The following is a 20,474-nucleotide window of genomic DNA, read 5'->3' as shown; positions in this document are numbered from 1 at the left end:
TATCTCTTCACGTCAGTCATGAATTCAACGAATTTCAAAACCGCCGACCTCAACCTCTTCCGGGTGTTCGTCACCCTGCTGGAGGAGAAGAACGCCACCCGCGCGGGCGAGCGCCTTGGCCTGTCGCAGTCGGCCGTCAGCCATGCCCTGCGCCGGCTTCGCGAGATGGTGGGCGATGATCTCTTCGTGCGCGGCCAGACCGGCCTGCGCCCGACCCCGCGCGCCATGGAGATCGCCGACACCGCCCGCACGGCGCTCAAGCTGCTCGAGACCGCGGTCTTGGCCCAGCGCTTCGACCCGCGCGTCGACCAGCACGCCTTCACGGTCGCGGCCGGCGCCTACATCTCCTACGTGCTCGGCCCACTGATCGCCGAGCGGGTGATGGCCGTCGCCCCCCAGGTGCAGGTCCATTTCCGCGGCCTCTACGCCGGCATGACCGAGGACCTCGACACCGGGCGGCTGGACATGGTGATCGGCTGTTTCGAGTCGGTCCCCGGGCGCTTCACCCACACCCGGCTGTTCGACGAGAGCGGCGTCTGGGTCGTGCGCGTCGGGCACCCCGCCGTGGCCGACGGCATAGATCTCGAGGCTCTGGCCCGCCTGCCCCGCCTGGGCGTGACCGGCGGCAACGACGATCCCGACCGCACCTCGGCGGGCCATATCGGCCTGCGCCGCGTGACCTCGTGGGGAGAGCGCTACGCCCTGGGCGACGACTCCTACCAGCCGTTCTCGGTGCAGGATTCGTTCAGCGCGCTCAGCATGATCAGCCGCTCGGACATGATCTGCATCCTGCCCCGGCGCCTGGCCGAAACCGCCGCCGAACGCGGCAAGGTGGTGATGATCGAGCCGCCGGCCCCGCCGCCGCCCACGCCCTTCGGCGCGGTGATGCGGGCCAGCGACGGCCCCGACTCGCCCAACGGCTGGCTGCTGGACGTCTGCCGCGAGGCGGCCGAAAGGATCTAGCGGTCCGGCTGCAGGACGGTTTCGCCAGTTTCCACCCGTCCGGCGCCTGACATTGCCTTCGAACGGTGCTACAGGCCCGCGCCATGAAAGCCGCCGTCGTCGTCTTCCCCGGTTCCAACTGCGATCGTGACTGCAAGGTCGCCGTCGAACGCTCCACCGGCGCCCGCGTGGAAATGGTCTGGCACCAGGAGACGGCGCTGCCGGACGACCTGGACCTGATCGTCCTGCCCGGCGGCTTCTCCTATGGCGACTACCTGCGCTGCGGCGCCATGGCCGCCCAGAGCCCGGTCATGAAAGAAGTCGTCTCGGCCGCCAACAAGGGCGTGGCCGTGGTCGGCATCTGCAACGGCTTCCAGGTCCTGACCGAAGTCGGCCTGCTGCCCGGCGCCCTGCTGCGCAACGCCAAGCTGAAGTATATCTGCAAGCCGGTCGAACTCGACATCGTCAACAGCCAGACCCGCTTCACCGCCGCCTTCGGCGAGCAGCGCGACGCGGTGATGACCGTCGGCAACGGCGAGGGCAACTTCTTCGCCGACGAAGAGACCCTGAACCGCATCGAGGGCGAAGGCCAGGTGGTGTTCCGCTACAAGGACAACCCCAATGGCTCGGCCCGCGACATCGCCGGCATCGTCAACGCCGGCGGCAACGTCCTGGGCCTGATGCCCCACCCCGACCGCTCGTTCGACGCCGACCTCGGCTCGGAAGACGGCGCGATCCTGTTCCGCAGCGTCTTCCAGAGCGCCTGAAGCTTCTCGCACGGAAAAGGGCCGGCGGAGCGACGCCGACCCTTCCTCCGATGGAGCGCTGCTAACGCTCGCCAGAGCATTTTCCGACGACGTGGGTACCGGTTCGTCGTCAGAAAATGCGCTAAAGCTTCAGATCAGCGGTCGCGATCGCGCTCCGGCTGATTTTCCTGGCCGCCCGGGTTGCGGCCCTGCTCGTTCTGGCGCTGCTGCTGTTGCTGGCCCGGAGCCTGTCGCTGCGGGTTCTGCTGTTGCTGCTGCGGATTGCGGGTTTGCTCGCCCATGGGCCTTACTCCTCTTCGTTCCGCGCGCTGCGATGCGCACGGGATGAAGAACGGGCGCAAGACTCGCCGCGTTCCTTCGGCGCAGCTGCCTTAGTTCCTGCTTAGCTTCTGTTTTCGCGAGAGTTTTCCCGCCAGGCGTCAGAGCGCCGGGCGGATGTCGGTATGGGTGAAGTCGTCGCCCTTGAAGAGCAGCGGCGCGTTCAGCGACCTGGCCAAGGCATAGGAGAAGCTGTCGCCGTAGTTCAGGCGGGCGGCGTGCCGGCCTTTGCCGAAGCGCAACCTTGCCGCTCCTGCGAGCACGGCCTGTTGGGACGTCACCGGCACGACGACAATGCCCAACATAGCCAGATCCTCGCGCACGACCTCCATGACGTCGTCGATCTCGATCTTCTTTGCGTAGACCTCGACAAGTTCCACAAACGAGGCTGCAGACAGCTTGGGCTCGGCGACCGCCATGATCGCATCATAGAATCGTCCGGCCTCGGGCTCCTTCAACAGGATAGCGGCAAGCGCCGAGGTATCGATGATCATCCGATTGGCTGTCCGCGCTCGTCGTAGAGATCCTCGTCTTCGATCTGCTTCCACGTCCGAGCGTCAGCGGTTCGCGGCCTCGCATCGAGCCGTGCAAAGAAGGCTGCCTTGCGCGCTTCATAAGTTGCCGAACCGGGCGCTGATCGAACCAAACGGTCGATCTTCTCGGCGAGTGCGCTACGGACCGCCTCATCGGGGCTCTGCCCCGTGATCTCGGAAAGTTCGCGCGCCAGACGCTCGATCTCGCCACGATTGATCTCGATACCCATGCGAGAAGCGCCTCTTCGGTCACCAGAAATATAGCGGAATCCCCCCAGCCGCGCTAGAAGGCGCGCCCATGAGCGCACCGACCAACGCCCCCGCCAAATCCCCCGCCAAGTCGATGGCCGATACGGCCGCCGAATTCGGTCTGAAGCCCGAGGAATACGCGGTCGTCCTCGACCGCCTGGGCCGCGAGCCCAACCTCGTCGAACTGGGCGTGTTTTCGGTGATGTGGTCCGAGCACTGCTCGTACAAGTCGTCCAAGAACCAGCTCAAGAAGTTCCCGATCAGCGGTCCGCGCGTGATCTGCGGTCCCGGCGAGAACGCCGGCGTCATCGACATCGACGACGGCGACGCGATCATCTTCAAGATGGAGAGCCACAACCACCCGTCCTACATCGAGCCCTACCAGGGCGCGGCGACGGGCGTGGGCGGCATCATGCGCGACGTCTTCACCATGGGCGCGCGCCCCATCGCCCTTCTGAACGCCCTGCGCTTCGGCGAGCCGGGCCACCCCAAGACCAAGCGCCTAGTGGACGGCGTGGTCGCCGGCATCGCCGGCTACGGCAACTGCGTGGGCGTGCCCACCGTCGCCGGCGAGACCAACTTCCACAAGGGCTACAACGGCAACATCCTGGTCAACGCCATGTGCGTGGGCCTGGCCAAGGCCGACAGCATCTTCTACTCGGCCGCCCCGGGCCCGAACCTGGCGGTCGTCTATTTCGGCTCCAAGACCGGCCGCGACGGCATCCACGGCGCGACCATGTCGTCGGCCGAGTTCTCGGAGGACTCGGAAGAAAAGCGCCCGACCGTCCAGGTCGGCGACCCCTTCGCCGAAAAGCTGCTGATCGAGGCCACGCTGGAGCTGATGGCGACGGGCGCGGTCGCGGCGATCCAGGACATGGGCGCGGCGGGCCTGACCTCGTCGTCGGTCGAGATGGCCGGCAAGGGCGGCGTCGGCATCGAGCTGAACATGGACATGGTCCCGCAGCGCGAAACCGGCATGTCGGCCTACGAGATGATGCTGTCGGAAAGCCAGGAGCGCATGCTGGCGGTCCTCAAGCCCGGCCGCGAGCAGGACGGCCACGCCATCTTCGAGAAGTGGGGCCTGGACGCCGCCGTCATCGGCTACACCACCGACACCGGCCGCCTGGTGCTCAAGCACCACGGCGAGACGGTCTGCGACGTGCCGCTGGCCCCGCTGTTCGACGACGCGCCGCTGTATGACCGTCCGTGGACGCAGCCCAAGGTCGACGCCCGCCTCGACCCCGGCCACGTGCCCGCCCCCGAGAACTGGGAAGAGGCCGTGCTCAAGGTCCTGGGCTGCCCCGACATGGCCTCCAAGCGCTGGCTGTGGGAGCAGTACGATCGCCACGTGATGGCCGACACCCTGGAAGACAGCGCCACCGGCTGCGACGCCGGCATCGTGCGCATCCACGGCACCGGCAAGGCCGTGGCCGTGACCAGCGACTGCACCCCGCGCTACGTCCAGGCCGACCCGTACGAAGGCGGCAAGCAGGCCGTCGCCGAGGCCTGGCGCAACCTGACGGCCGCCGGCTCGCTGCCTATCGCCATCACCGACAACCTGAACTTCGGCAGCCCCGAAAAGCCCGAAACCATGGGCCAGATCGTGCGCGCCACCGACGGCATGGCCGAGGCCTGCCGCGTGCTCGACTTCCCGGTCGTGAGCGGCAATGTCAGCCTCTACAACGAGACCAACGGCGTCGCCATTCCGCCGACCCCGACCGTCGGGGCCGTCGGCCTGCTGGCCGACTACGACCTGCGCACGGGCTTTGGCAATGTGGCCGAGGGCGACACCCTGGTGCTGATCGGCGAGACGCACGGCGAACTGGGCGCCTCGATCTATCTGCGCGAGATCCTGGGCCGCGAGGACGGCGCCCCGCCGCCGGTCGACCTGGCCGTCGAGCGCAAGAACGGCGACTTCGTCCGCGGCCTGATCGGCTCGGGCCTGGTGGCCGGCGTGCACGACCTGTCGGACGGCGGCCTGCTGGTCGCCGCGGCCGACATCGCCCTGGCCAGCCAGGTCGGCGTCACCCTGAACGCCACCAGCCACGCCCATGCCCACCCCTACCTGTTCGGCGAGGACCAGGCCCGCTACCTGGTGGCGACGCCCGATCCGGACGCCCTGCTGGAAGCGGCCAAGGACGCCGGCGTGCACGCCAACATCGCGGGCGTGGCCGGCGGCGAGGCCTTCGCCTCCGCGGGCCTGTTCTCGATCCCGCTGGCCAGGCTGCGCGAGGCGAACGAAGCCTGGCTGCCGGCGTTCATGGGCTGATCGTCCGAGCGGCGAGAGTATCGAAAGAGTGTTCCAGATGCGCCTGCCGCTGATCGCCGCTGCCCTGCTGACCCTGGCCGCCTGCGCCCCGACGGCTCCTCCGCCGTCGCCGACGCAAGCGGCTTCGGGCAGCGACACCGCCGAGACCTGCGCCGCGCGCGGCGGCCAGATCGAGACGGTCGGCCGCCGGGGCCTGCCCACCTGCGTCGTGCCCTATGCCGACGCCGGCAAGGCCTGCACCGACAACGCCCAGTGCCAGGGCGGCTGCATCGTCGAGGGTAATCTCGAGCCCAACGACGCGCCGGTGACCGGCCAGTGCAAGCGCTCGAACGTGCAGTTCGGCTGCTACGCCAAGGTCGTGAACGGCAAGGCGACGGGCGCGATCTGCGTCGACTGACGCGCGTCAGGCCGGATCGTACGTCACCGAGAAGACGCCGTCGGCCGCCTGGACGACGGTGGCCTTTGCCCGCTCGCGGCCCGTGAAGTCGATGACCGCGCCGCCCTTGGCCGACAGGTCCAGCACCTTGCCGCGCACGTAGCGCCCCTCGACCAGGTGGAACACCGGCCGCGGCCGGATCTGGTAGGTGACGTGCGGCCGGGCGTCGAACACCGCCGCCGGTACGGGCTCGTTGCTGTCGATCTGCTTGGTCATGCCCAGCACGACCCCGTCGCCTTCCGGAAAATCGGCCTTGGTGTCGATCGCGAAGTGACCGGGCTCGGCGGCGCCGGCGGTGAGTTTCTCTGCAAAGCCCCGGCTGGGGCCCTCGTGGTCCATGTGGGTGATCGTGACGAGGTCGCGGGCCAGCGGGTTCACCGGCGCCGTGAAAGCCGCCTTGATCACGCGCTCGACCTCCACCTTGGCCGGAAAGGCGAACAGCGCCTGCACGGCCTCGCTGAAGGTGGTCGCCCGGGGCGCGTTCGGCTCGACATAATCGAAGGGCGCGCAGACGGCGGGCCATACCGCGACCGGCGCGCCGTCCAGGGTGACGTCCGGCGGCGCGGGCAGCAGCGCGTAGCTGCGGGCCTTGGCGCCGCCGTTCACGATCTCGATCGTCCAGACCGCCATGCTCGCCTCCGCTCGATCAGATGGGCTCGTAGGTGACGGCGAAGGTCCCGTCGGCCTTGGCCACGATCGTCGCCGTCAGCTTGTCCTGGTCGAAGTCGACGGCGACCAGCGACGGCGGATGCAGCGCCAGCGCTTCGCCGCGCAGCGGACGTCCCTGCGCCAGATGGAAGCGATGCGACGGCTCGATGACGAACACGCCGCCGGCCTGGGGCGGGAAACCGGCGATCGGGTACGGCAGGTCGCTGTCGCCGTACTTGCCCAGCCCGATCGTCGAGGGCGGCGGGAACGAATTGCGGGACAGCGGATCGGGCGTATGCAGCGAGACCGTGCCGTAGTCCGAACGGTCATGCTCCACGGGCCCGAAGATGCCGCTGTTGAAGTCGTTGAGCAGGCTGACGCTGTCGCGCGCCCGGGCGTCGACCGGCACGTTGGCGCTTTCCACCAGCACCACGCCCGGCTCGGGCTTCGCGCCGCTCAGGTCTACGTAGATGGCGATGCTCTCGCTGAAGGTCGAGCGCCTGCGATCGCCGGGCTGGATCCCCGGATAGGTGATCCAGGCGCAGGGATGGACCGCGACCGCCTGGCCGGAAAACCGCACCTTGGGCGGCTCGCTGTAGACGAAGAAGTCCTTGGCCGCCCCGGTCTCGTTGACCACCTCGATCGTCCAGATCGCCATCACTCGCCCCTCGTACATGGCGCGCGCCGCGCCGAAATCGGGCGCAACCTGGACATGAATCGAAGAGCTCCGCAATTGGCGATGGCGCGCATCGACGCCGCCGCAGCCTTCCGGTCAGAAATGTCATGCTGGCGTCAGCCTGGCGACCGGAGCGCTCTGGCACCTAGGCTGCAGTTCTCGCCCGGCCGCCACCGAGCCCCCTTCCCGCCCCAGCCGTGGCGGTCGGCGCGAGGACGCTGTATCAAAGCTGTTCGAGGAGGCCTTACGCCTCCGCCGCACGAACACCGCGCCGCCGGGCCGCCGCCACCATGAAGATCCTGATCGTCGAGGACGAACCCAAGACCGTCGCCTACCTGCGCAAGGGGCTGACGGAGCAGGGCTATTCCGTCGACTTCGTCGGCGACGGCGAAGACGGCCTGCACCTGGCCCAGACCCTCGACTACGACGCCATCGTGCTGGACGGCATGCTGCCGGGCCTGGACGGCGTGGCCATGCTGGAGCGCCTGCGCCAGACCCGCCAGACGCCGGTGATCATGCTGACCGCCCGCGACAGCGTCGACGACCGCCTGCGCGGCCTGGGCGCCGGGGCCGACGACTACCTGGTCAAGCCGTTCTCGTTCCTGGAGCTGCTGGCGCGCCTGCAGGCCATCACCCGGCGTGGCCGCGGCGAGGCCACCACCATCACCGTCGGCGACCTGCACCTGGACCTGCTGGCCCGCCGCGCCACCCGCGCCGGCCGCCGCCTGAACCTGACGGCCAAGGAGTTCGCCCTGCTGGCGGTGCTCGGCCGTCGCCAGTCGCAGATCGTCTCCAAGACCATCATCACCGAGCTGGTCTGGGACATCAATTTCGACACCAACACCAACGTCGTCGAGGTGGCCATCAAGCGCCTGCGGGCCAAGATCGACGGCATGTTCGAGACCAAGCTGCTGCACACCGTGCGCGGCATGGGCTACGTGCTCGAGCACCGTCCCGACGGAAGCCCCGAATGACCCCCGCCCCCATCGCCCCCAAGGCCATCGGACCTCAGTCCATAGCCGGGCGCCTGGCCCTGATGTTCGCCATCGCCACGACCCTGGTGTCGGTGCTGGCCGGCGTGGCGATCTTCGGCTTCCAGAGCCTGGAGCTGCGCCGCCACCAGGCCGAGGAGCTGAACGCCCGCATGGAGATCATCGACGCGATGATCCGCCACGCCGGCGATCCCAAGCGCTGGCCGATGCTGGGCGACAAGCTGCAGTCGTTCACCCCGGCCAACGGCAGCATCCGCTACCGCGTCGACTGCCCCGACGCCCGCTTCCGCTTCGCCCCCGACGACGCCCTGGCCCGGGCGCGCGACGGCATCGACCTGATCCATTTCGACGGCAGGCGCTACATGACGCTGACCCGCCGCGTGCCGCCCTATCTGGAGCGGCCGGAGGTGCGGCTGGTGATCGCCGCCGACACCGCGCCGTTCGACGCCTCGCGCAAGGTGCTGGGCGTCGGGGTGCTGGCCGTTTCGCTGGTGACGATCGCGCTGGTCAGCCTGCTGGGCTGGTGGGTCGCCCGCAAGGGCCTGGCCCCCGTCGACCGGCTGTCGCAGCGGGCCCGCGCGCTGAATCCCAACGACCTTGGCCTGCGCATGCCGACCCAGAACCTGCCGACCGAGCTGGTAGGCCTGATGACCGCCTTCAACGGCGCGCTGGATCGCCTGCAGGACGCCTATGAGCGCCTGGCCTCGTTCAACGCCGACGTCGCCCACGAACTGCGCACGCCGCTGGGCAACCTGATCGGCCAGACCCAGGTGGCCCTGTCCCGCCCGCGCGACACCGGCGAGCTGGAAGAGGTGCTGCACTCGAACCTGGAAGAGCTGGACCGCCTGCGCTGCATCATCAACGACATGCTGTTCATGGCCCGCGCCGACCAGGGCGCGCTGGCGGCCAATCTCGAACCCGTGTCGCTGGCCGGCCTGACCCACAAGACCGCCGACTTCCTGGACGTCTTGTTCGAGGACGCCGGCGTGCGGCTGGAGGTGGTCGGCGACGGCATGGTGGCGGCCGACGCCTCGCTGCTGGGCCGGGCGGTGACCAACCTGCTCGACAACGCCATCCGCCACGGCGTCGACTGCAAGACCGTGAGGGTGACCATCGAGCCGCAGGACGGCAAGGTGTGCCTCGGCGTGCGCAACCGCGGCGGTCCGATCCCCGAGGCGCACCTGGCGCGGCTGTTCGACCGCTTCTATCGCCTCGACCGGGCCCGCGAGCACAGCCACGACGTCCATGGCCTGGGCCTGGCCGTGGTCAAGGCCATCGTCACGATGCACGGCGGCACGGTGTTCGCCCGCTGCGAGGACGGCGAGGTTCTGATCGGCTTCGTCCTGCCCGGCGGGACGGTCGCGAGCGGCGATCCGCAGGAGCCCGCCGCTCGCAGGATCGAGCCGGCCGAGGCCTGAGCCCTAAGAGCCCCCATAGGCGACCCGCGACCTTGGCGCTAAGGTCGCGCCCAGGGGGGCGCATGTCGGGTTTCACGGATCTTGAAAAGGCCGCGCTGGGCGCGATCTGCGACGGCCGGCCGGCCATCGCGCGGCAGCTGCGCTCGCTGCTGGCGACGATGCGGCTGCCTGAGCGCGAGAACACCGGCCACGGCTTCTACACCTGCTTCGACGTCGACAGGGGCCAGCCGCCCGTCGTCTGGCCCACGCGTACGCTCGAGGGGCCCACCGCCGAGGTCGCGGTCGACGGCAAGACCCTGCTGATGGGGTTCGTCCTCTGGCTCGAGGACGGCTTTCCGACCTGCCTGGAGGGCTTTCAGTACGGCACGCCCGAGGGCGAGGAGATCGACCTGAAGTCCAAGGACCTCGCCGCCCTCGTCTGGACCCGGCCCGTCGAGTGACACCCCTCTCATCCGCAACTCGGAGACGCCCATGATCGCCGCCCTGCTCGCCGCCATAGCTCTCGACGGATCGACCCCGCCGCCCGCCGCCGCTCCAGTCCAACCGGCGGCCGTCGCGCCGCAGGCGCTCGATCCGGCGGCGGTGAAGGCGGTCGAGGCGGTGGCCTACGACTATGTCGACGGCCAGCTGGAAGGCGACGTCGCGCGCGTCACCCGCTCGCTGCACCCGGACCTCGCCAAGCGCGCCATCCGCTCGCGGCCCGATCCCGACGAGACCCTCGGCCTGCGGCGCATGAACCGCGACGAGCTGGCGGGCCTGACCCGGCAGGGCGCCCTGAAGACCCCGCGCGAGCAGTGGGACCGCAGCGTGCGGGTGCTCGACGTCGCCGGCAACGTGGCGGTGGCGCGGGTGGAGACCCCCTGGTTCGTCGACCACCTGAACCTTGGCCGGTTCGGCGACCGCTGGGTGATCGTCAACGCGCTCTGGTATCCCAAGCCCCAGCCGGCGGCGGCGGCGAAGCCCTAGGATCCGGACTCGATTGGGGCTGGTGAAGAAGGCCGTCATCCCGGCCGAAGGCCCGCATTGCGGGCCGTAGAGCCGGGACCCAGCGGCCGGCGCACTGCGGTTGCCCCTGGGTCCCGGCTCTCCGCTTCGCTGCGGCCGGGATGACGATCGTTGGAAGTTTCGAACTTCAGTCTTGCCGCTGGAAAATTGAGTCCGAACCCTAGGCGCCCTCCCCGCCTGTCCAGCCGCCGCCGAGCGCGCGGATCAAATCCACGCTCGCCGCCAGCCGGCGGGTGCGCAGGTCCAGGGCCGAGCGGCGGGCGTCCAGTTCGGCGGTCTGGGCGGTGACCACGTCCAGATAGCTGGCCGCGCCTTCCCGGTAGCGGGTCGTGGCCAAGGCCGCGGTGCGGGCGGCCGCGTCGACGGCCTCGTCCTGACGGGACTGGGCGGCGGCCAGGCGGTTGGCCAGCGCCATCTGGTCCTCGACCTCGCGGAAGGCGTCGAGCACGGTCTGGCGATAGCCCGCGGCGGCCTCGTCGAACACCGCCCGGCTGCGGGCGACCTCGGCCTTGCGGGCGCCGCCGTCCAGCAGCGGCAGGGCCGCGGCCGCCGGGCCCAGGGCCCAGACGCGGTTGGCCGTGGTCAGCAGCTCGCCGCCGGTCGATTGCCAGCCGCCGCTGGCGGCCAGGGTGACGGTCGGGAACCAGGCGGCGCGGGCCACGCCGACGCGGGCGTTGGCGGCGGCCACCCGGCGCTCGGCCGCGGCGATGTCGGGCCGGCGTTGCAACACCGCCGACGGCGTGCTCACCGGCGTGCGCGGCGCGTCCGACAATCCTTCGACGGAGGCTACGGAGAAGCTGGAAGCCGGTTCGCCGACCAGCACCGCCAGGGCGTGCTCCAGCAGGGCGCGATCGGCCTGGGCCTGCTCCTGCTGCGAAAGCGCCGTGGCCAGCTGGGTCTCGGCGCGGCCGGTGTCGAGCGCGCTGGACGCCCCGCCGACCTGGCGGCGACGGGTCAGGTCCAGCGCCTGGCGATAGGCGTCGGCGGTCGAGGCCAGCACGGCGATCTGGGCGTCGGCCCCGCGCAGCTGGAAATAGGCGTCGGCCAGCTGCGCCTGCAGGCTCAGGCGCACGGCGGCGAGGTCGGCGGCGCTGGCCTGCGCGTCGGCGCGGCCGGCCTCGACCTGGTTGCGCACCCGGCCCCAGAGGTCGAGTTCGTAGGCGGCCGAGGCGCTGATCCCGACCGGATCGGTGCGGCCCGACGAGATCGTGCGCTGGCTGGCGGCGCCGGCGTCGACGCCCACCGAGGGATAGAGGTCCGTGCGCGCCTGGCGGGCCAGGGCGCGGGCCTGGTCATAGCGGGCCAGGGCCTGGGCCAGGCTGGCGTTGCCGCCGGCCAGCCGCTGCTCCAGTCCCGCCAGGGTCGGGTCGGCGAACACCGCCCACCAGTCGCCGGCCTGTGGGGCGGCGGCGGCGGCAGGGGTCCAGGGCCCGGTGTCGCGGAAGGCGGCCGGGGTCGAGACGGCCGGCGGCGCATAGGCCGGCGCCGTGCTGCAAGCCGCCAGGCCCAGCAGCGCCAGGGGCAGGACAGCGTCAGCCGCGCGCACCGGCGCCTCCGTTGGCTTGCGCCGTCTTGGCGGGGGCGGGCTTGGGCTGGATGGCGCGCACCGTGTCGCCGTCGGCGATGGCGTCCGGCGGGCTGCTGACCACCCAGTCGCTGGCGGCCAGGCCGCCGGCCAGCTCCAGCTCCGAACCGTGGTCCTTGGCGATCATGACCTTGCGGATCTGCACCTTGCCGTTGCTGTCGACCACGGCGATGGCCGTGCCCTCCTTGCGGAACAGCAGGGTGTTGGCCGGCACGCGCAGGGTCGCCGGCGCGCTCGCCGCGCCCTTGCCGAGGTCCAGGCTGACCTGGGCGTAGGCGCCGGGCTTCAGCTGGCCGGCGGCGTTGTCGACCTCCAGCTGCACCAGCATGGCGCCCGACTGGGCGTCGACGGCGTCGGCGGCGCGCACCAGATGCGCCTGGAACGACTGGCCCGGCAGGTCGGGGCTCGAGAAGCTGGCGGTCATGCCCGGACGGATCGAGGCGGCCATGCTCTGGGGCACGCTGACATAGAGGCGCAGCCGACGGGTGTCCGACACCGTGAACAGCGGCGACGGCGCGCCGCCGCCGGCGCTGATCAGGGCGCCCAGGTCGGTGTCGCGACTGGTCACCACCCCGTCGAACGGCGCGACGATGCGCTTGAAGGCGGCCAGGCTTTCCAGCCGGCGCACATTGGCGGCGGCCTCGTTGCGCATGGCTTCGCGGGCGGCCAGATCGCCCTGCTTCTCGTCGGCCTCCTGCTGGGAGACGGCGTTCTCGCCGACCAGACGCTTCCAGCGCGCCGCGCCGACGGCGGCCAGGTCGCGCTGGGCCGAGGCGGTGGCGAGGGCGGCGCGGGCGGCGACCAACTGCTGGTCGACTTCCGGCGCGTCGATCTCGGCCAGCACCTGGCCGGCCTTCACCGGCTGGCCGATGTCGACGTACCAGCGGCGCAGGTAGCCGTCGGTGCGGGCGTAGACCGGCGCCTGGTTCCAGGCCTGCAGGCGGCCGGGCAGAACCAGCGCGCCGTCCTCGCCGGCGGTGGGCCGCACGACGCTGACGGTGACGACGCCGGCGTCCTGGCTGGCGCCGGCCAGGTCCTTGCCGGTCATGAAGCGGGCGGCCGCCCCCGTCGCCAGGATCAGGGCGAAACCCGCGGCGCCGACCAGCGCCAGGCGGCGCAGCCGACGCGGATCGGTCTTGGGCAGGGTGTCAGGCATGGACGTGTCCTTCGGTGGACGGGGTCTCGGCGCGCGGGCGGCGGCCGTGGACGATGGCGAAGATGGTCGGGACGAACAGCAGCGAGGCGCAGGTGGCGAAGATCAGGCCACCGATCACGGCGCGGCCCAGGGGCGCGTTCTGCTCGGCGCCCTCCCCCAGGGCCAGGGCCATGGGACCCATGCCGATGATCATGGCCAGGGCGGTCATCAGCACCGGGCGGAAGCGGGTGACCCCGGCCTCGAACGCGGCCTGCACGGCGTCGCCGGTGGCCGCCAGCCGCTCGCGGGCGAAGCTGACCACCAGGATCGAGTTGGCCGTGGCTACGCCCATGCACATGATCGCGCCGGTCAAGGCCGGCACCGACAGCGGCGTGCCGGTGGCGAACAGCATCCAGGCGATGCCGGCCAGGGCGGCCGGCAGGGCCGAGATGATCACGAACGGGTCCAGCCAGGACTGGAAGTTGATGACGATCAGCAGGTAGATCATCACCACCGCGCCGAGCAGGCCCCAGCCCATGCCGGAGAAGGCGGTGTTCATGGTCTGGTACTGGCCGCGCAGGGTGACGCGCACCTTGGCCGGCTTGTCCTTCTCCAGGTTCTTGAGAACCTTCTGGACGTCGGTGGCCACGCCGCCCAGGTCGCGGCCTTGGGTGGCCGCATAGACGTTGACCATCGGCTGGATGTTGTATTGCGAGACCACGGCGGCGGTCGTCCCGCGGCTCAGCGCGCCCAGGCCGCCCAGCACCTGCGGCGCCTCGTTCGGCACGCGGCTGCCGGTGACCGGGATGGCGCCCAGCTTCTCGAAGCTGTCGATCAGGTACTCCGGCGTCTGGGCGACGATCGGATAGGACACCCCGTTCTGCGGGTTCAGCCAGAACACCGGCGCGGTCTGGCCGCTGCCGGCCACGGCCCCGGCCAGGCTGGCGGTGACGTCGCGCTCGTCCAGGCCCAGGGCGTGGATGCGCGTGCGGTCGGCGTCGAAGCGCAGCTGCGGCGAGCCGGTGGGCTGCTGGATGCGCACGTCGGCGATGCCCTCGACGCCGCGGATCGCCCGCAGGATCTTCTGGGCGTAGGCCTGGTTGGTCGCCGCATCCCCGCCGGCCACCTGGATGTCGATCGGCGCGGGGCTGCCGAAGTTCAGGATCTGGCTGGTGACGTCGGCCGGCAGGAACGAGAAGGTCGCGGTCGGGAAGGCCTTGGGCAGTTCCTGGCGCAGCGCCTTGACGTAGTCGTCGGTCGGCTTGTGGCCTTTCTTCAGGCTGATCAGGATGTCGCCGTCCATCGGGCCGATGGTGCCCGAGGCGTTGTAGGCGACGTTGATGCCGCTGGTGGACAGGCCGATGTTGTCGACGATCGTCTCGATCTCGGCGTTCGGAATGATCGTGCGCACCTGGCGCTGGATGCGGTCGAACAGCGCCGCCGACTCCTCCACCCGATAGCCGCTGGGCGCGCGGACGTGCATGGCGATCGAGCCGGAGTCCACGGCCGGGAAGAAGTTCCGGCCCAGGAACGGAACCAGCGCCAGGCTCAGCACCGCGAAGGCCAGGAAGCCGGCGACGAACTTGCCGCGCGCGCCGAGCGCAAAGCCCAGCAGACCGGCATAGGCGTCGCGCACCTTGGCGAACGCCCGCTCGAAGCCGCGCTGGAAGCGCACGAGGCGGTTCCTGGACGGCGCCTCCTGGTCGTGCGGCGCGTGCGGCTTCAGCAGGAAGGCCGCCATGGTCGGCACCAGGGTCCGCGACAGCAGGAACGAGGCGATCATCGCGAAGACGACCGACATGGCCATCGGCACGAACAGGAAGCCCGACACGCCCGGCAGGAAGAACATCGGCACGAAGACGATGCAGATGCAGAGCAGGGAGACGAAGGCCGGCGTGACGATCTGGGCCGCGCCGTCGAGGATCGCCGTCTTGACGTCCTTGCCGTGCTCCAGGTGCCAATTGATGTTCTCGATGGTCACCGTGGCGTCGTCGACCAGGATGCCGACGGCCAGGGCCAGGCCGCCCAGGGTCATGACGTTGAGGGTCTGGCCGAAGGCGGCCAGGGCCGCCACCGCCGCCAGCACGGCCAGCGGGATCGACACGGCGATGATCACCGTCGAGCGCCAGCTGCCCAGGAACAGCAGGATCATCAGCGAGGTCAGCACCGCGGCCAGCGCGCCCTCGTGCACCACGCCCTCGACGGCGGCCTTCACGAAGGTCGACTGGTCGTTCAGCGGCGTGATCGACAGTTCGGCCGGCAGCTGGGCCTTCAGCTCGGGCAGCGCGCCCTTGATGCCGTCGACGATGGCGATGGTCGAGGTCGCGCCCGACTTCAGCACCGTCATCAGCACCGAGCGCTGGCCGTCCACGTGGACGACGTTCTGCTGCGGGGCCGAGCCGTCGCGGACGTGGGCGACGTCGCCCAGGCGGATAGTGGCGCCGTTGACCGTGCGCACCGGCAGGGCGTTCAGCTCGTCGACCGAGCCCGGGGCGTTGTTGAGCCGCAGGGAATACTGGAACTCGCCGATCTTGACGAAGCCGGCGGGCGTGATCTGGGTCTGGGCCGCGATGGCCGCGCCGACGTCGGTGGCCGACAGCCCCTTGGACAGCAGGGCCTGCGGATCGATGTCGACCTGGATCTGGCGGGTCTTGCCGCCGAACGGGAACGGCACGGCCGCGCCGGGTACGGTGACCAGGCGCGTGCGGATGAAGTTGACGCCGTAGTCGAACAGCTGCTGCTCGCTCATGCCCTGACCCGACAGCGCCAGCTGCACGATCGGCACGGTCGAGGCGTTGTAGTTCAGCACCAGCGGCGGGGTGGTGCCGGTCGGCATCTGGCGCAGCAGGGTCTGGGAGACGGCGGTGATCTGGGCGTTGGCCAGGCGGATGTCGGCGCCGGGCTGGAAATAGACCTTCACCACCCCGATGCCCTGCAGCGAGGTGGCCTCGATGTGCTCGATGTCGTTGACCGTGGTGGTCAGGGCCCGCTGGTAGGGCGTCAGGATCCGGCCCGACATGTCTTCCGGCGACAGGCCGTTATAGGTGAAGGCCACCGCCACGACGGGGACGCGGATCTCCGGAAAGATGTCGGTGGGCGTGCGCAGAATGGCCAGCACGCCCACGATGAGGATCATCGCGGCCATGACGACGAAGGTGTAGGGACGCGCCAAAGCGGTCCGCACAAGCGAGATCATCGAGAAATCCGTCGTTCCGGAGAGGTTGCGACGGATGTAGCGGCGCCATCGGGTCGTCAGGCTGACGCCCGCCTGACAAGGCGGTCAGCAACGGTGGACAACCTTGGCCGCGATCGCCTCAACCGCGCCCGCGTCGGGCCTCGATCAGGGCTGCGCGGTTGCGCACCACCTCGCCGGCGGCGGGGCCGGCCGCGTAGGTGAAGGCCTCGCCATCGATCGGCCGGCCGCTGCGGGCGTCGACCATGATCGGCTGCGCCGCCTCGCCCGTGGCCACGTCGACCAGCTGGCCGGCGATCCCCTCTTGCGCGAAGTGGCGGTTGCCGAAGGCCAGCAGCGCGGTCAGCACCGGCGCGAAGTCCCGCCCCCGCGCCGTCGGCACGTATTCGTGGCGCACCGGCCGCTCCTGATAGGGCCGCCGCTCGAGAAAGCCGGATTGTACTAGTCCGGCCAGGCGCTTGGTGAGGATGTTGGGGGCCACGCCGAGGCTCTTCTCGAACGCGTCGAAACGGGTCAGCCCCTGCAGGGCGTCCCGCAGGATCATCAGGCTCCAGGTGTCGCCGACGCGTTCGAGCGTGCGGCCGACGGGGCACTGTCCGGGATCGAAGGCGCGCGTGGTCATGAGATGAAGATAGGCGGTCGATAGCAAAATGAAAGCCAGTCACTTGCAATTCGAAAGTCACTAGCCATCTGCAAGTCACCCCGCCGCGACGAGCGTGGCGGCCAGCATCCCGAGGGGATCGAGACATGAGCAAGAAGCAGTTTCCCGGCGCGGCCCTGGTCACCGGCGCCTCCACCGGCATCGGCGCCACCTATGCCGACCGCCTGGCCCGGCGCGGCCACGACCTGGTGCTGGTCGCCCGCGACGCGGCGCGCCTGGCCGCCCTCGCCGAACGCCTGCGCGGCGAGACCGGCGTCAAGGTCGACATCCTCCAGGCCGACCTGACCAACGCCGTCGACCTGTCCCGCGTCGAGGCCCGCCTGCGCGACGACGCGAGCATCGACATCCTGATCAACAACGCCGGCGCGGCGCTGGGCGGCGACTTCGTCGACCAGGACGTCGACAAGGTCGACAACCTGATCCAGCTGAACGTGGTGTCGGTGACGCGCCTGGCCCACGCGGCGGCCGGCGCCTTCAACGCTCGCGGCCGCGGCGCCATCGTCAACATCTCGTCGGTGGTGGGGCTGCTGCCCGAGTTCCGCTCGCCGGTCTACGGCGCGACCAAGGCCTATGTGACCTACTTCACCCAAGGGCTGCGCAGCCAGCTGCCCGAAGCGATCAAGCTGCAGGCGGTGCTGCCCGGCGCCACCCGCACCGAGATCTGGGACCGCTCGGGCGGCAGCGTCGACGCGCTGGATCCGTCGACGGTGATGGAGGTGGGCGACCTCGTCGACGCGGCCCTGGCCGGCTTCGACCAGGACGAGCTGGTGACCATCCCCTCCCTGCCCGAGGCGGGCGACTTCGCCGCCTATGACGCGGCCCGGTTGAACCTGGCGCCCAACCTGTCGCGCGACCGGCCCGCGCCCCGCTACGGCGTGGCCTGAAGCCCTGTGTCGGCGGCGGCAAGATCGCGGAACGAAAGCCGCCGCCGGCCGCTCCCCCTTATGAAGCCCGGGAGGCGCAACATGGCCGTCATCGCCAATCTCGACGAGTTCATCCTGGAAGAGACCGAGCACGGCATCTTCCTGACGCTCACCGCCGACGACGACCAGACCATGCGCGTCAAGGTCACGCTCGACGACCTCGAGGAGATCATGGAGATCATCGACGAGGTGTTCGGCGTCGAGGTCGAAGCCGCCAACGACGAGGCGGAGTGAGAAGATCCTCCCCCTGAAGGGGGAGGTGGCCCAGAGGGCCGGAGGGGGAAGGTCCTGATGAGGTCAGTGCATCCCCCAAATCAGCAATCCCTTCCCCCTCAGTCGCTCCGCGACAGCTCCCCCTTCAGGGGGAGCATCTGGGAGGACGGGCCGGAGTGGGGACGTTTTCAGCCGTCCGCTATCCCAGGATCGAGCCGCCCTAACGCCCCACTTCCTCCAGCCGCTCGTCGAACGCCCGCGTCGCCAGGACGACGGTCGCCACCGAGGCCTTGAAGAAGGGCTGAGGGATGGTCTCGAAGTCGTCGGTGGGCTGGTGATATTCGGGGTGGTCCTCGACCCCGAAATAGACCCATGGCACGCCCTTCTCGGCGAAGGCGCCGTGGTCGGACTGGCTGGTCCAGTTGTTGTCCTTGCCGTCGGCGTCGGTGTCGTGGCCGAGCTTCAGCCTGACCGGCGCGGTCTTGGCCACGGCTTCGAGGATCGGCTTGAGGGCCGGTTGCGGCGAAGCGCCGGCGGCGTAGAGCTCGCCCTTGGCGTTCTTGCTGAGCATGTCGAAATTGACGTTCAGGCCGATGGCCGACAGCGGGATCGGCGGCTGTGCGACGAAGGCCTTGGCGCCGCGCAGGCCGCCCTCCTCGGCGTCGAGCGCCACGATCAGCACGTCATGCTTGGGCGGATCGGCCCTGAACGCCTCGGCCACCGCCAGCAGGCCCGCCACGCCCGAGGCGTTGTCGTCGGCGCCGTTGTAGACTTGGCCGTTCTTCACGCCGACATGGTCGTAATGGGCGGTGACCACCAGGGCCTTGCCGTCGGGCGCCGTCCCCTTGATGCGAGCCACCAGGTTGACGCCGGTGATCGTCGTGCCGTCCTTGCGAGTGAAGCGGAACGGCTGCTCGAAGCCCTCGCCGATGGGCGCAAGGCCGATGCCCTTGAAGCGTTCGAGGATGTAGGTCCGCGCCAGCTGCGAGCCCGGCGTGCCCGGCGCGCGGCCCTGCATGGCGTCGGCCGACAGAATCTTCACGTCGTCGAGGGCCTGGTCGCCGGGACCGGCCAGGGCGGGCGCGGCGAGGCTGGTCAGAAAAGTCGCCAGAAGGCTGGCCGCGAACGTCGAACGCATCGGAACTCCCTACCCACGCGCACGGTCTGCGCCGTCACGGAACGTGGCTTGGCCTGTTTTGATCACCACGCCGTTGCCTGCGCAACCACGCCGCCTCTCGACGATTGCTTCCGGGCGCGACGCCCGCCATATGCGCGATCTTAAGGTTTACGGGGCATACAGCCCCTTCGAGGATCGGAGAATCCGCCCATGCCCATGTCGCCCGACGTGCTCGAAGCCCGCCTGAACGCGGCCTTTCCGGATTCCGAGATCGTGCTGACCGACCTGGCCGGCGACGGCGATCACTACAAGGCGCGCATCGTCTCGCCCGCCTTCCGCGGCCTGACCCGCGTCAAGCAGCACCAGATGGTCAACCGCGCCCTGGCCGACGTGCTGGGCGGCGAGCTGCACGCCCTGGCGCTCGAAACCGCGGCTCCGGCGGAGTAACGCACCTTGCGCTATCGTCCTTTCGGCAAGGCGGGCATGGCGATCTCGGCGGTGACGCTGCGGCTCGCCGACCACCCGCGCATGAGCGGCAAGGACTGGCGCAACCTGATCTTCACGGCCCTGGAAGCGGGCATCAACAGCTTCGAGGTCCACGGCTCGTCCAACGCCCTGCTGGAGGGCGTGGGCGAGTCGCTGACCACGATCGAGCGGCGTCTGCTGTTCGTCGGCTGGCGCCTGCGCAGCGGCGGCGAGCTACTCAGCGCCCAGGCGATCCACGACCTGGTGGACACCGCCGTCGAGCGCTGCGGCCTGTCCTATGTGGACCTCATCACGGTCGACGACCCGGGCTCGGCCTTCCCGCCGACGGCCATGGCCGCGCTGATGGGCCTGCGCCAGTCGGGCCTGATCCGCTCTCTGGGCCTGGCCAGCCGCGGCGAGAGCCAGGACCGGCACCTGGCCGGCGGTGTGTTCGACGCCCTGGCCGCGCCGTTCAACCTGTCGTCCGGCTGGGCCGACCGCCACCGCATCCGCAACGCCATGGCCCACGACGTGGCCGTGATCGGCGAGGACTTCTGGCCGCAGAGCATCCGCGAGCGCGAGGCCAAGCCGATCTTCAAGAAGCCGTCGCTGTGGCGCCGCCGCACCGACCCGCTGACCAACCTCGGCGGCTACGACTTCCTCGACAACACCACCGGCTGGACCGGCCAGGAGCTTTGCCTCGGCTACGCCCTGACCGAGCCCTCGCTGGCCACGGTGCAGATCATCACCACCAAGCGCGACAAGCTCGAGGCCCTGGCCGCCGTGGTCGAGCGCGACCTGCCGACCGGCTGCGCCGCCCAGATCGAGATGGCGCGGTTTTCGGCCGAACAGGCCGCCGGAACCAAGCGCCGCGCTTGACCGGGGGCCTTCCGGCGCCTAGCTGAAGGGTTACCGCCAAGGAATTCCTC

Annotated in this window: 22 protein-coding genes and 1 pseudogene; 12 read left to right on the top strand and 11 right to left on the bottom strand. The window is 70.1% G+C overall.

Features of this window, described 5'->3' with window-relative positions; translation table 11 throughout:
* The first annotated feature begins 18 nt into the window (after positions 1 to 18).
* Together DDF62_RS04870 and purQ are read left to right on the top strand one after the other, a co-directional pair.
* Positions 19 to 963, top strand: a complete 945-nt coding sequence (locus DDF62_RS04870; RefSeq protein ID WP_116488047.1) for a LysR family transcriptional regulator — start codon at positions 19 to 21, stop codon at positions 961 to 963.
* Positions 964 to 1,046: 83 nt separating this feature from the next.
* The gene (gene purQ / locus DDF62_RS04865) at positions 1,047 to 1,709 is read left to right on the top strand and encodes a phosphoribosylformylglycinamidine synthase subunit PurQ (RefSeq protein ID WP_101712516.1); all 663 of its coding nucleotides are present in this window, start codon (positions 1,047 to 1,049) and stop codon (positions 1,707 to 1,709) included.
* 134 nt (positions 1,710 to 1,843) lie between these two features.
* Here the strand turns inward: purQ and DDF62_RS25505 are convergent, their stop codons facing one another.
* The 3 genes from DDF62_RS25505 to DDF62_RS04855 form a co-directional block, all read right to left on the bottom strand.
* Positions 1,844 to 1,990: a hypothetical protein gene (locus DDF62_RS25505; protein WP_164467334.1), complete on the bottom strand. Its 147-nt coding sequence runs from the start codon at positions 1,988 to 1,990 to the stop codon at positions 1,844 to 1,846.
* Between the two features lie 138 nt (positions 1,991 to 2,128).
* Positions 2,129 to 2,521 (bottom strand): type II toxin-antitoxin system VapC family toxin, encoded by a 393-nt coding sequence (locus tag DDF62_RS04860; protein WP_116488046.1) that lies wholly within the window; start codon positions 2,519 to 2,521, stop codon positions 2,129 to 2,131.
* Entirely contained in the window at positions 2,518 to 2,790 is a 273-nt protein-coding gene (locus DDF62_RS04855) for a type II toxin-antitoxin system VapB family antitoxin (RefSeq protein ID WP_116488045.1), read from the bottom strand. Before DDF62_RS04855 ends, DDF62_RS04860 begins: the two co-directional genes overlap by 4 nt.
* Positions 2,791 to 2,858: 68 nt before the next feature.
* Between DDF62_RS04855 and purL the strand changes: the two genes are divergently transcribed.
* Positions 2,859 to 5,078: a phosphoribosylformylglycinamidine synthase subunit PurL gene (gene purL, locus DDF62_RS04850; protein ID WP_116488044.1), complete on the top strand. Its 2,220-nt coding sequence runs from the start codon at positions 2,859 to 2,861 to the stop codon at positions 5,076 to 5,078.
* Positions 5,079 to 5,115: 37 nt separating this feature from the next.
* Entirely contained in the window at positions 5,116 to 5,475 is a 360-nt protein-coding gene (locus DDF62_RS04845; RefSeq protein ID WP_116488043.1) for a hypothetical protein, read from the top strand.
* A 6-nt stretch (positions 5,476 to 5,481) separates the two neighbouring features.
* Here the strand turns inward: DDF62_RS04845 and DDF62_RS04840 are convergent, their stop codons facing one another.
* Both DDF62_RS04840 and DDF62_RS04835 read right to left on the bottom strand, forming a co-directional pair.
* The gene (locus DDF62_RS04840; RefSeq protein WP_116488042.1) at positions 5,482 to 6,144 is read right to left on the bottom strand and encodes a hypothetical protein; all 663 of its coding nucleotides are present in this window, start codon (positions 6,142 to 6,144) and stop codon (positions 5,482 to 5,484) included.
* A gap of 16 nt (positions 6,145 to 6,160) precedes the next feature.
* Positions 6,161 to 6,820, bottom strand: a complete 660-nt coding sequence (locus tag DDF62_RS04835) for a hypothetical protein (protein ID WP_116488041.1) — start codon at positions 6,818 to 6,820, stop codon at positions 6,161 to 6,163.
* A 308-nt stretch (positions 6,821 to 7,128) separates the two neighbouring features.
* On the opposite strand from DDF62_RS04835, the gene DDF62_RS04830 reads away from it, so the two are divergent.
* The 4 genes from DDF62_RS04830 to DDF62_RS04815 all read left to right on the top strand — a co-directional run bounded on the left by DDF62_RS04830 (position 7,129) and on the right by DDF62_RS04815 (position 10,214).
* Positions 7,129 to 7,812, top strand: coding sequence for a heavy metal response regulator transcription factor (locus DDF62_RS04830; RefSeq protein ID WP_116488040.1), 684 nt, complete (start codon positions 7,129 to 7,131; stop codon positions 7,810 to 7,812).
* Entirely contained in the window at positions 7,809 to 9,248 is a 1,440-nt protein-coding gene (locus DDF62_RS04825; RefSeq protein ID WP_244286706.1) for a heavy metal sensor histidine kinase, read from the top strand. Before DDF62_RS04830 ends, DDF62_RS04825 begins: the two co-directional genes overlap by 4 nt.
* Before the next feature lie 62 nt (positions 9,249 to 9,310).
* Entirely contained in the window at positions 9,311 to 9,688 is a 378-nt protein-coding gene (locus DDF62_RS04820) for a hypothetical protein (RefSeq protein WP_116488039.1), read from the top strand.
* 31 nt (positions 9,689 to 9,719) lie between these two features.
* The gene (locus DDF62_RS04815) at positions 9,720 to 10,214 is read left to right on the top strand and encodes a nuclear transport factor 2 family protein (protein WP_116488038.1); all 495 of its coding nucleotides are present in this window, start codon (positions 9,720 to 9,722) and stop codon (positions 10,212 to 10,214) included.
* 35 nt (positions 10,215 to 10,249) lie between these two features.
* On the opposite strand, the pseudogene DDF62_RS26035 reads toward DDF62_RS04815, so the two are convergent.
* From DDF62_RS26035 to DDF62_RS04795, 5 genes and pseudogenes are all read right to left on the bottom strand, one after another.
* A pseudogene (locus DDF62_RS26035) lies at positions 10,250 to 10,357 on the bottom strand (hypothetical protein); the annotation flags it as partial.
* Between the two features lie 56 nt (positions 10,358 to 10,413).
* Positions 10,414 to 11,799, bottom strand: coding sequence for an efflux transporter outer membrane subunit (locus DDF62_RS04810; protein ID WP_116488037.1), 1,386 nt, complete (start codon positions 11,797 to 11,799; stop codon positions 10,414 to 10,416).
* Positions 11,786 to 12,994, bottom strand: coding sequence for an efflux RND transporter periplasmic adaptor subunit (locus DDF62_RS04805; RefSeq protein WP_116488036.1), 1,209 nt, complete (start codon positions 12,992 to 12,994; stop codon positions 11,786 to 11,788). Before DDF62_RS04805 ends, DDF62_RS04810 begins: the two co-directional genes overlap by 14 nt.
* A complete protein-coding gene (locus tag DDF62_RS04800; RefSeq protein WP_116488035.1) occupies positions 12,987 to 16,169 on the bottom strand; it encodes an efflux RND transporter permease subunit in 3,183 nt (1,060 codons plus the stop codon). Before DDF62_RS04800 ends, DDF62_RS04805 begins: the two co-directional genes overlap by 8 nt.
* Before the next feature lie 118 nt (positions 16,170 to 16,287).
* A complete protein-coding gene (locus DDF62_RS04795; RefSeq protein ID WP_116488034.1) occupies positions 16,288 to 16,788 on the bottom strand; it encodes a winged helix-turn-helix transcriptional regulator in 501 nt (166 codons plus the stop codon).
* 125 nt (positions 16,789 to 16,913) lie between these two features.
* Here DDF62_RS04795 and DDF62_RS04790 point away from each other — a divergent pair, with 125 nt between their 5' ends.
* Together DDF62_RS04790 and DDF62_RS04785 are read left to right on the top strand one after the other, a co-directional pair.
* Positions 16,914 to 17,711: an SDR family NAD(P)-dependent oxidoreductase gene (locus DDF62_RS04790; RefSeq protein ID WP_116488033.1), complete on the top strand. Its 798-nt coding sequence runs from the start codon at positions 16,914 to 16,916 to the stop codon at positions 17,709 to 17,711.
* Between the two features lie 81 nt (positions 17,712 to 17,792).
* Complete coding sequence (locus tag DDF62_RS04785; RefSeq protein WP_116488223.1) at positions 17,793 to 17,984, top strand: hypothetical protein; 192 nt, start codon at positions 17,793 to 17,795, stop codon at positions 17,982 to 17,984.
* A gap of 199 nt (positions 17,985 to 18,183) precedes the next feature.
* Here the strand turns inward: DDF62_RS04785 and DDF62_RS04780 are convergent, their stop codons facing one another.
* A complete protein-coding gene (locus DDF62_RS04780) occupies positions 18,184 to 19,101 on the bottom strand; it encodes a M20/M25/M40 family metallo-hydrolase (protein WP_116488032.1) in 918 nt (305 codons plus the stop codon).
* Positions 19,102 to 19,290: 189 nt separating this feature from the next.
* Between DDF62_RS04780 and DDF62_RS04775 the strand changes: the two genes are divergently transcribed.
* Together DDF62_RS04775 and DDF62_RS04770 are read left to right on the top strand one after the other, a co-directional pair.
* Positions 19,291 to 19,527, top strand: a complete 237-nt coding sequence (locus DDF62_RS04775) for a BolA family protein (RefSeq protein ID WP_101718828.1) — start codon at positions 19,291 to 19,293, stop codon at positions 19,525 to 19,527.
* A 6-nt stretch (positions 19,528 to 19,533) separates the two neighbouring features.
* The gene (locus DDF62_RS04770; protein WP_116488031.1) at positions 19,534 to 20,424 is read left to right on the top strand and encodes an aldo/keto reductase; all 891 of its coding nucleotides are present in this window, start codon (positions 19,534 to 19,536) and stop codon (positions 20,422 to 20,424) included.
* Positions 20,425 to 20,474 lie beyond the last annotated feature (50 nt).

The organism is Caulobacter radicis (assembly GCF_003094615.1).
Classification (GTDB): domain Bacteria; phylum Pseudomonadota; class Alphaproteobacteria; order Caulobacterales; family Caulobacteraceae; genus Caulobacter; species Caulobacter radicis.
This window is presented reverse-complemented; position numbering and strand designations above follow the sequence as displayed.

What these genes read in the sequence shown, in the direction of transcription:
- DDF62_RS04870 (WP_116488047.1), top strand. Translation starts at nt 19, where the DNA reads ATGAATTCAACGAATTTCAAAACCGCCGACCTCAACCTCTTCCGGGTG.
- purQ (WP_101712516.1), top strand. Translation starts at nt 1,047, where the DNA reads ATGAAAGCCGCCGTCGTCGTCTTCCCCGGTTCCAACTGCGATCGTGAC.
- DDF62_RS25505 (WP_164467334.1), bottom strand. Translation starts at nt 1,990, where the DNA reads ATGGGCGAGCAAACCCGCAATCCGCAGCAGCAACAGCAGAACCCGCAG.
- DDF62_RS04860 (WP_116488046.1), bottom strand. Translation starts at nt 2,521, where the DNA reads ATGATCATCGATACCTCGGCGCTTGCCGCTATCCTGTTGAAGGAGCCC.
- DDF62_RS04855 (WP_116488045.1), bottom strand. Translation starts at nt 2,790, where the DNA reads ATGGGTATCGAGATCAATCGTGGCGAGATCGAGCGTCTGGCGCGCGAA.
- purL (WP_116488044.1), top strand. Translation starts at nt 2,859, where the DNA reads ATGAGCGCACCGACCAACGCCCCCGCCAAATCCCCCGCCAAGTCGATG.
- DDF62_RS04845 (WP_116488043.1), top strand. Translation starts at nt 5,116, where the DNA reads ATGCGCCTGCCGCTGATCGCCGCTGCCCTGCTGACCCTGGCCGCCTGC.
- DDF62_RS04840 (WP_116488042.1), bottom strand. Translation starts at nt 6,144, where the DNA reads ATGGCGGTCTGGACGATCGAGATCGTGAACGGCGGCGCCAAGGCCCGC.
- DDF62_RS04835 (WP_116488041.1), bottom strand. Translation starts at nt 6,820, where the DNA reads ATGGCGATCTGGACGATCGAGGTGGTCAACGAGACCGGGGCGGCCAAG.
- DDF62_RS04830 (WP_116488040.1), top strand. Translation starts at nt 7,129, where the DNA reads ATGAAGATCCTGATCGTCGAGGACGAACCCAAGACCGTCGCCTACCTG.
- DDF62_RS04825 (WP_244286706.1), top strand. Translation starts at nt 7,809, where the DNA reads ATGACCCCCGCCCCCATCGCCCCCAAGGCCATCGGACCTCAGTCCATA.
- DDF62_RS04820 (WP_116488039.1), top strand. Translation starts at nt 9,311, where the DNA reads ATGTCGGGTTTCACGGATCTTGAAAAGGCCGCGCTGGGCGCGATCTGC.
- DDF62_RS04815 (WP_116488038.1), top strand. Translation starts at nt 9,720, where the DNA reads ATGATCGCCGCCCTGCTCGCCGCCATAGCTCTCGACGGATCGACCCCG.
- DDF62_RS04805 (WP_116488036.1), bottom strand. Translation starts at nt 12,994, where the DNA reads ATGCCTGACACCCTGCCCAAGACCGATCCGCGTCGGCTGCGCCGCCTG.
- DDF62_RS04800 (WP_116488035.1), bottom strand. Translation starts at nt 16,169, where the DNA reads ATGATCTCGCTTGTGCGGACCGCTTTGGCGCGTCCCTACACCTTCGTC.
- DDF62_RS04795 (WP_116488034.1), bottom strand. Translation starts at nt 16,788, where the DNA reads ATGACCACGCGCGCCTTCGATCCCGGACAGTGCCCCGTCGGCCGCACG.
- DDF62_RS04790 (WP_116488033.1), top strand. Translation starts at nt 16,914, where the DNA reads ATGAGCAAGAAGCAGTTTCCCGGCGCGGCCCTGGTCACCGGCGCCTCC.
- DDF62_RS04785 (WP_116488223.1), top strand. Translation starts at nt 17,793, where the DNA reads ATGGCCGTCATCGCCAATCTCGACGAGTTCATCCTGGAAGAGACCGAG.
- DDF62_RS04780 (WP_116488032.1), bottom strand. Translation starts at nt 19,101, where the DNA reads ATGCGTTCGACGTTCGCGGCCAGCCTTCTGGCGACTTTTCTGACCAGC.
- DDF62_RS04775 (WP_101718828.1), top strand. Translation starts at nt 19,291, where the DNA reads ATGCCCATGTCGCCCGACGTGCTCGAAGCCCGCCTGAACGCGGCCTTT.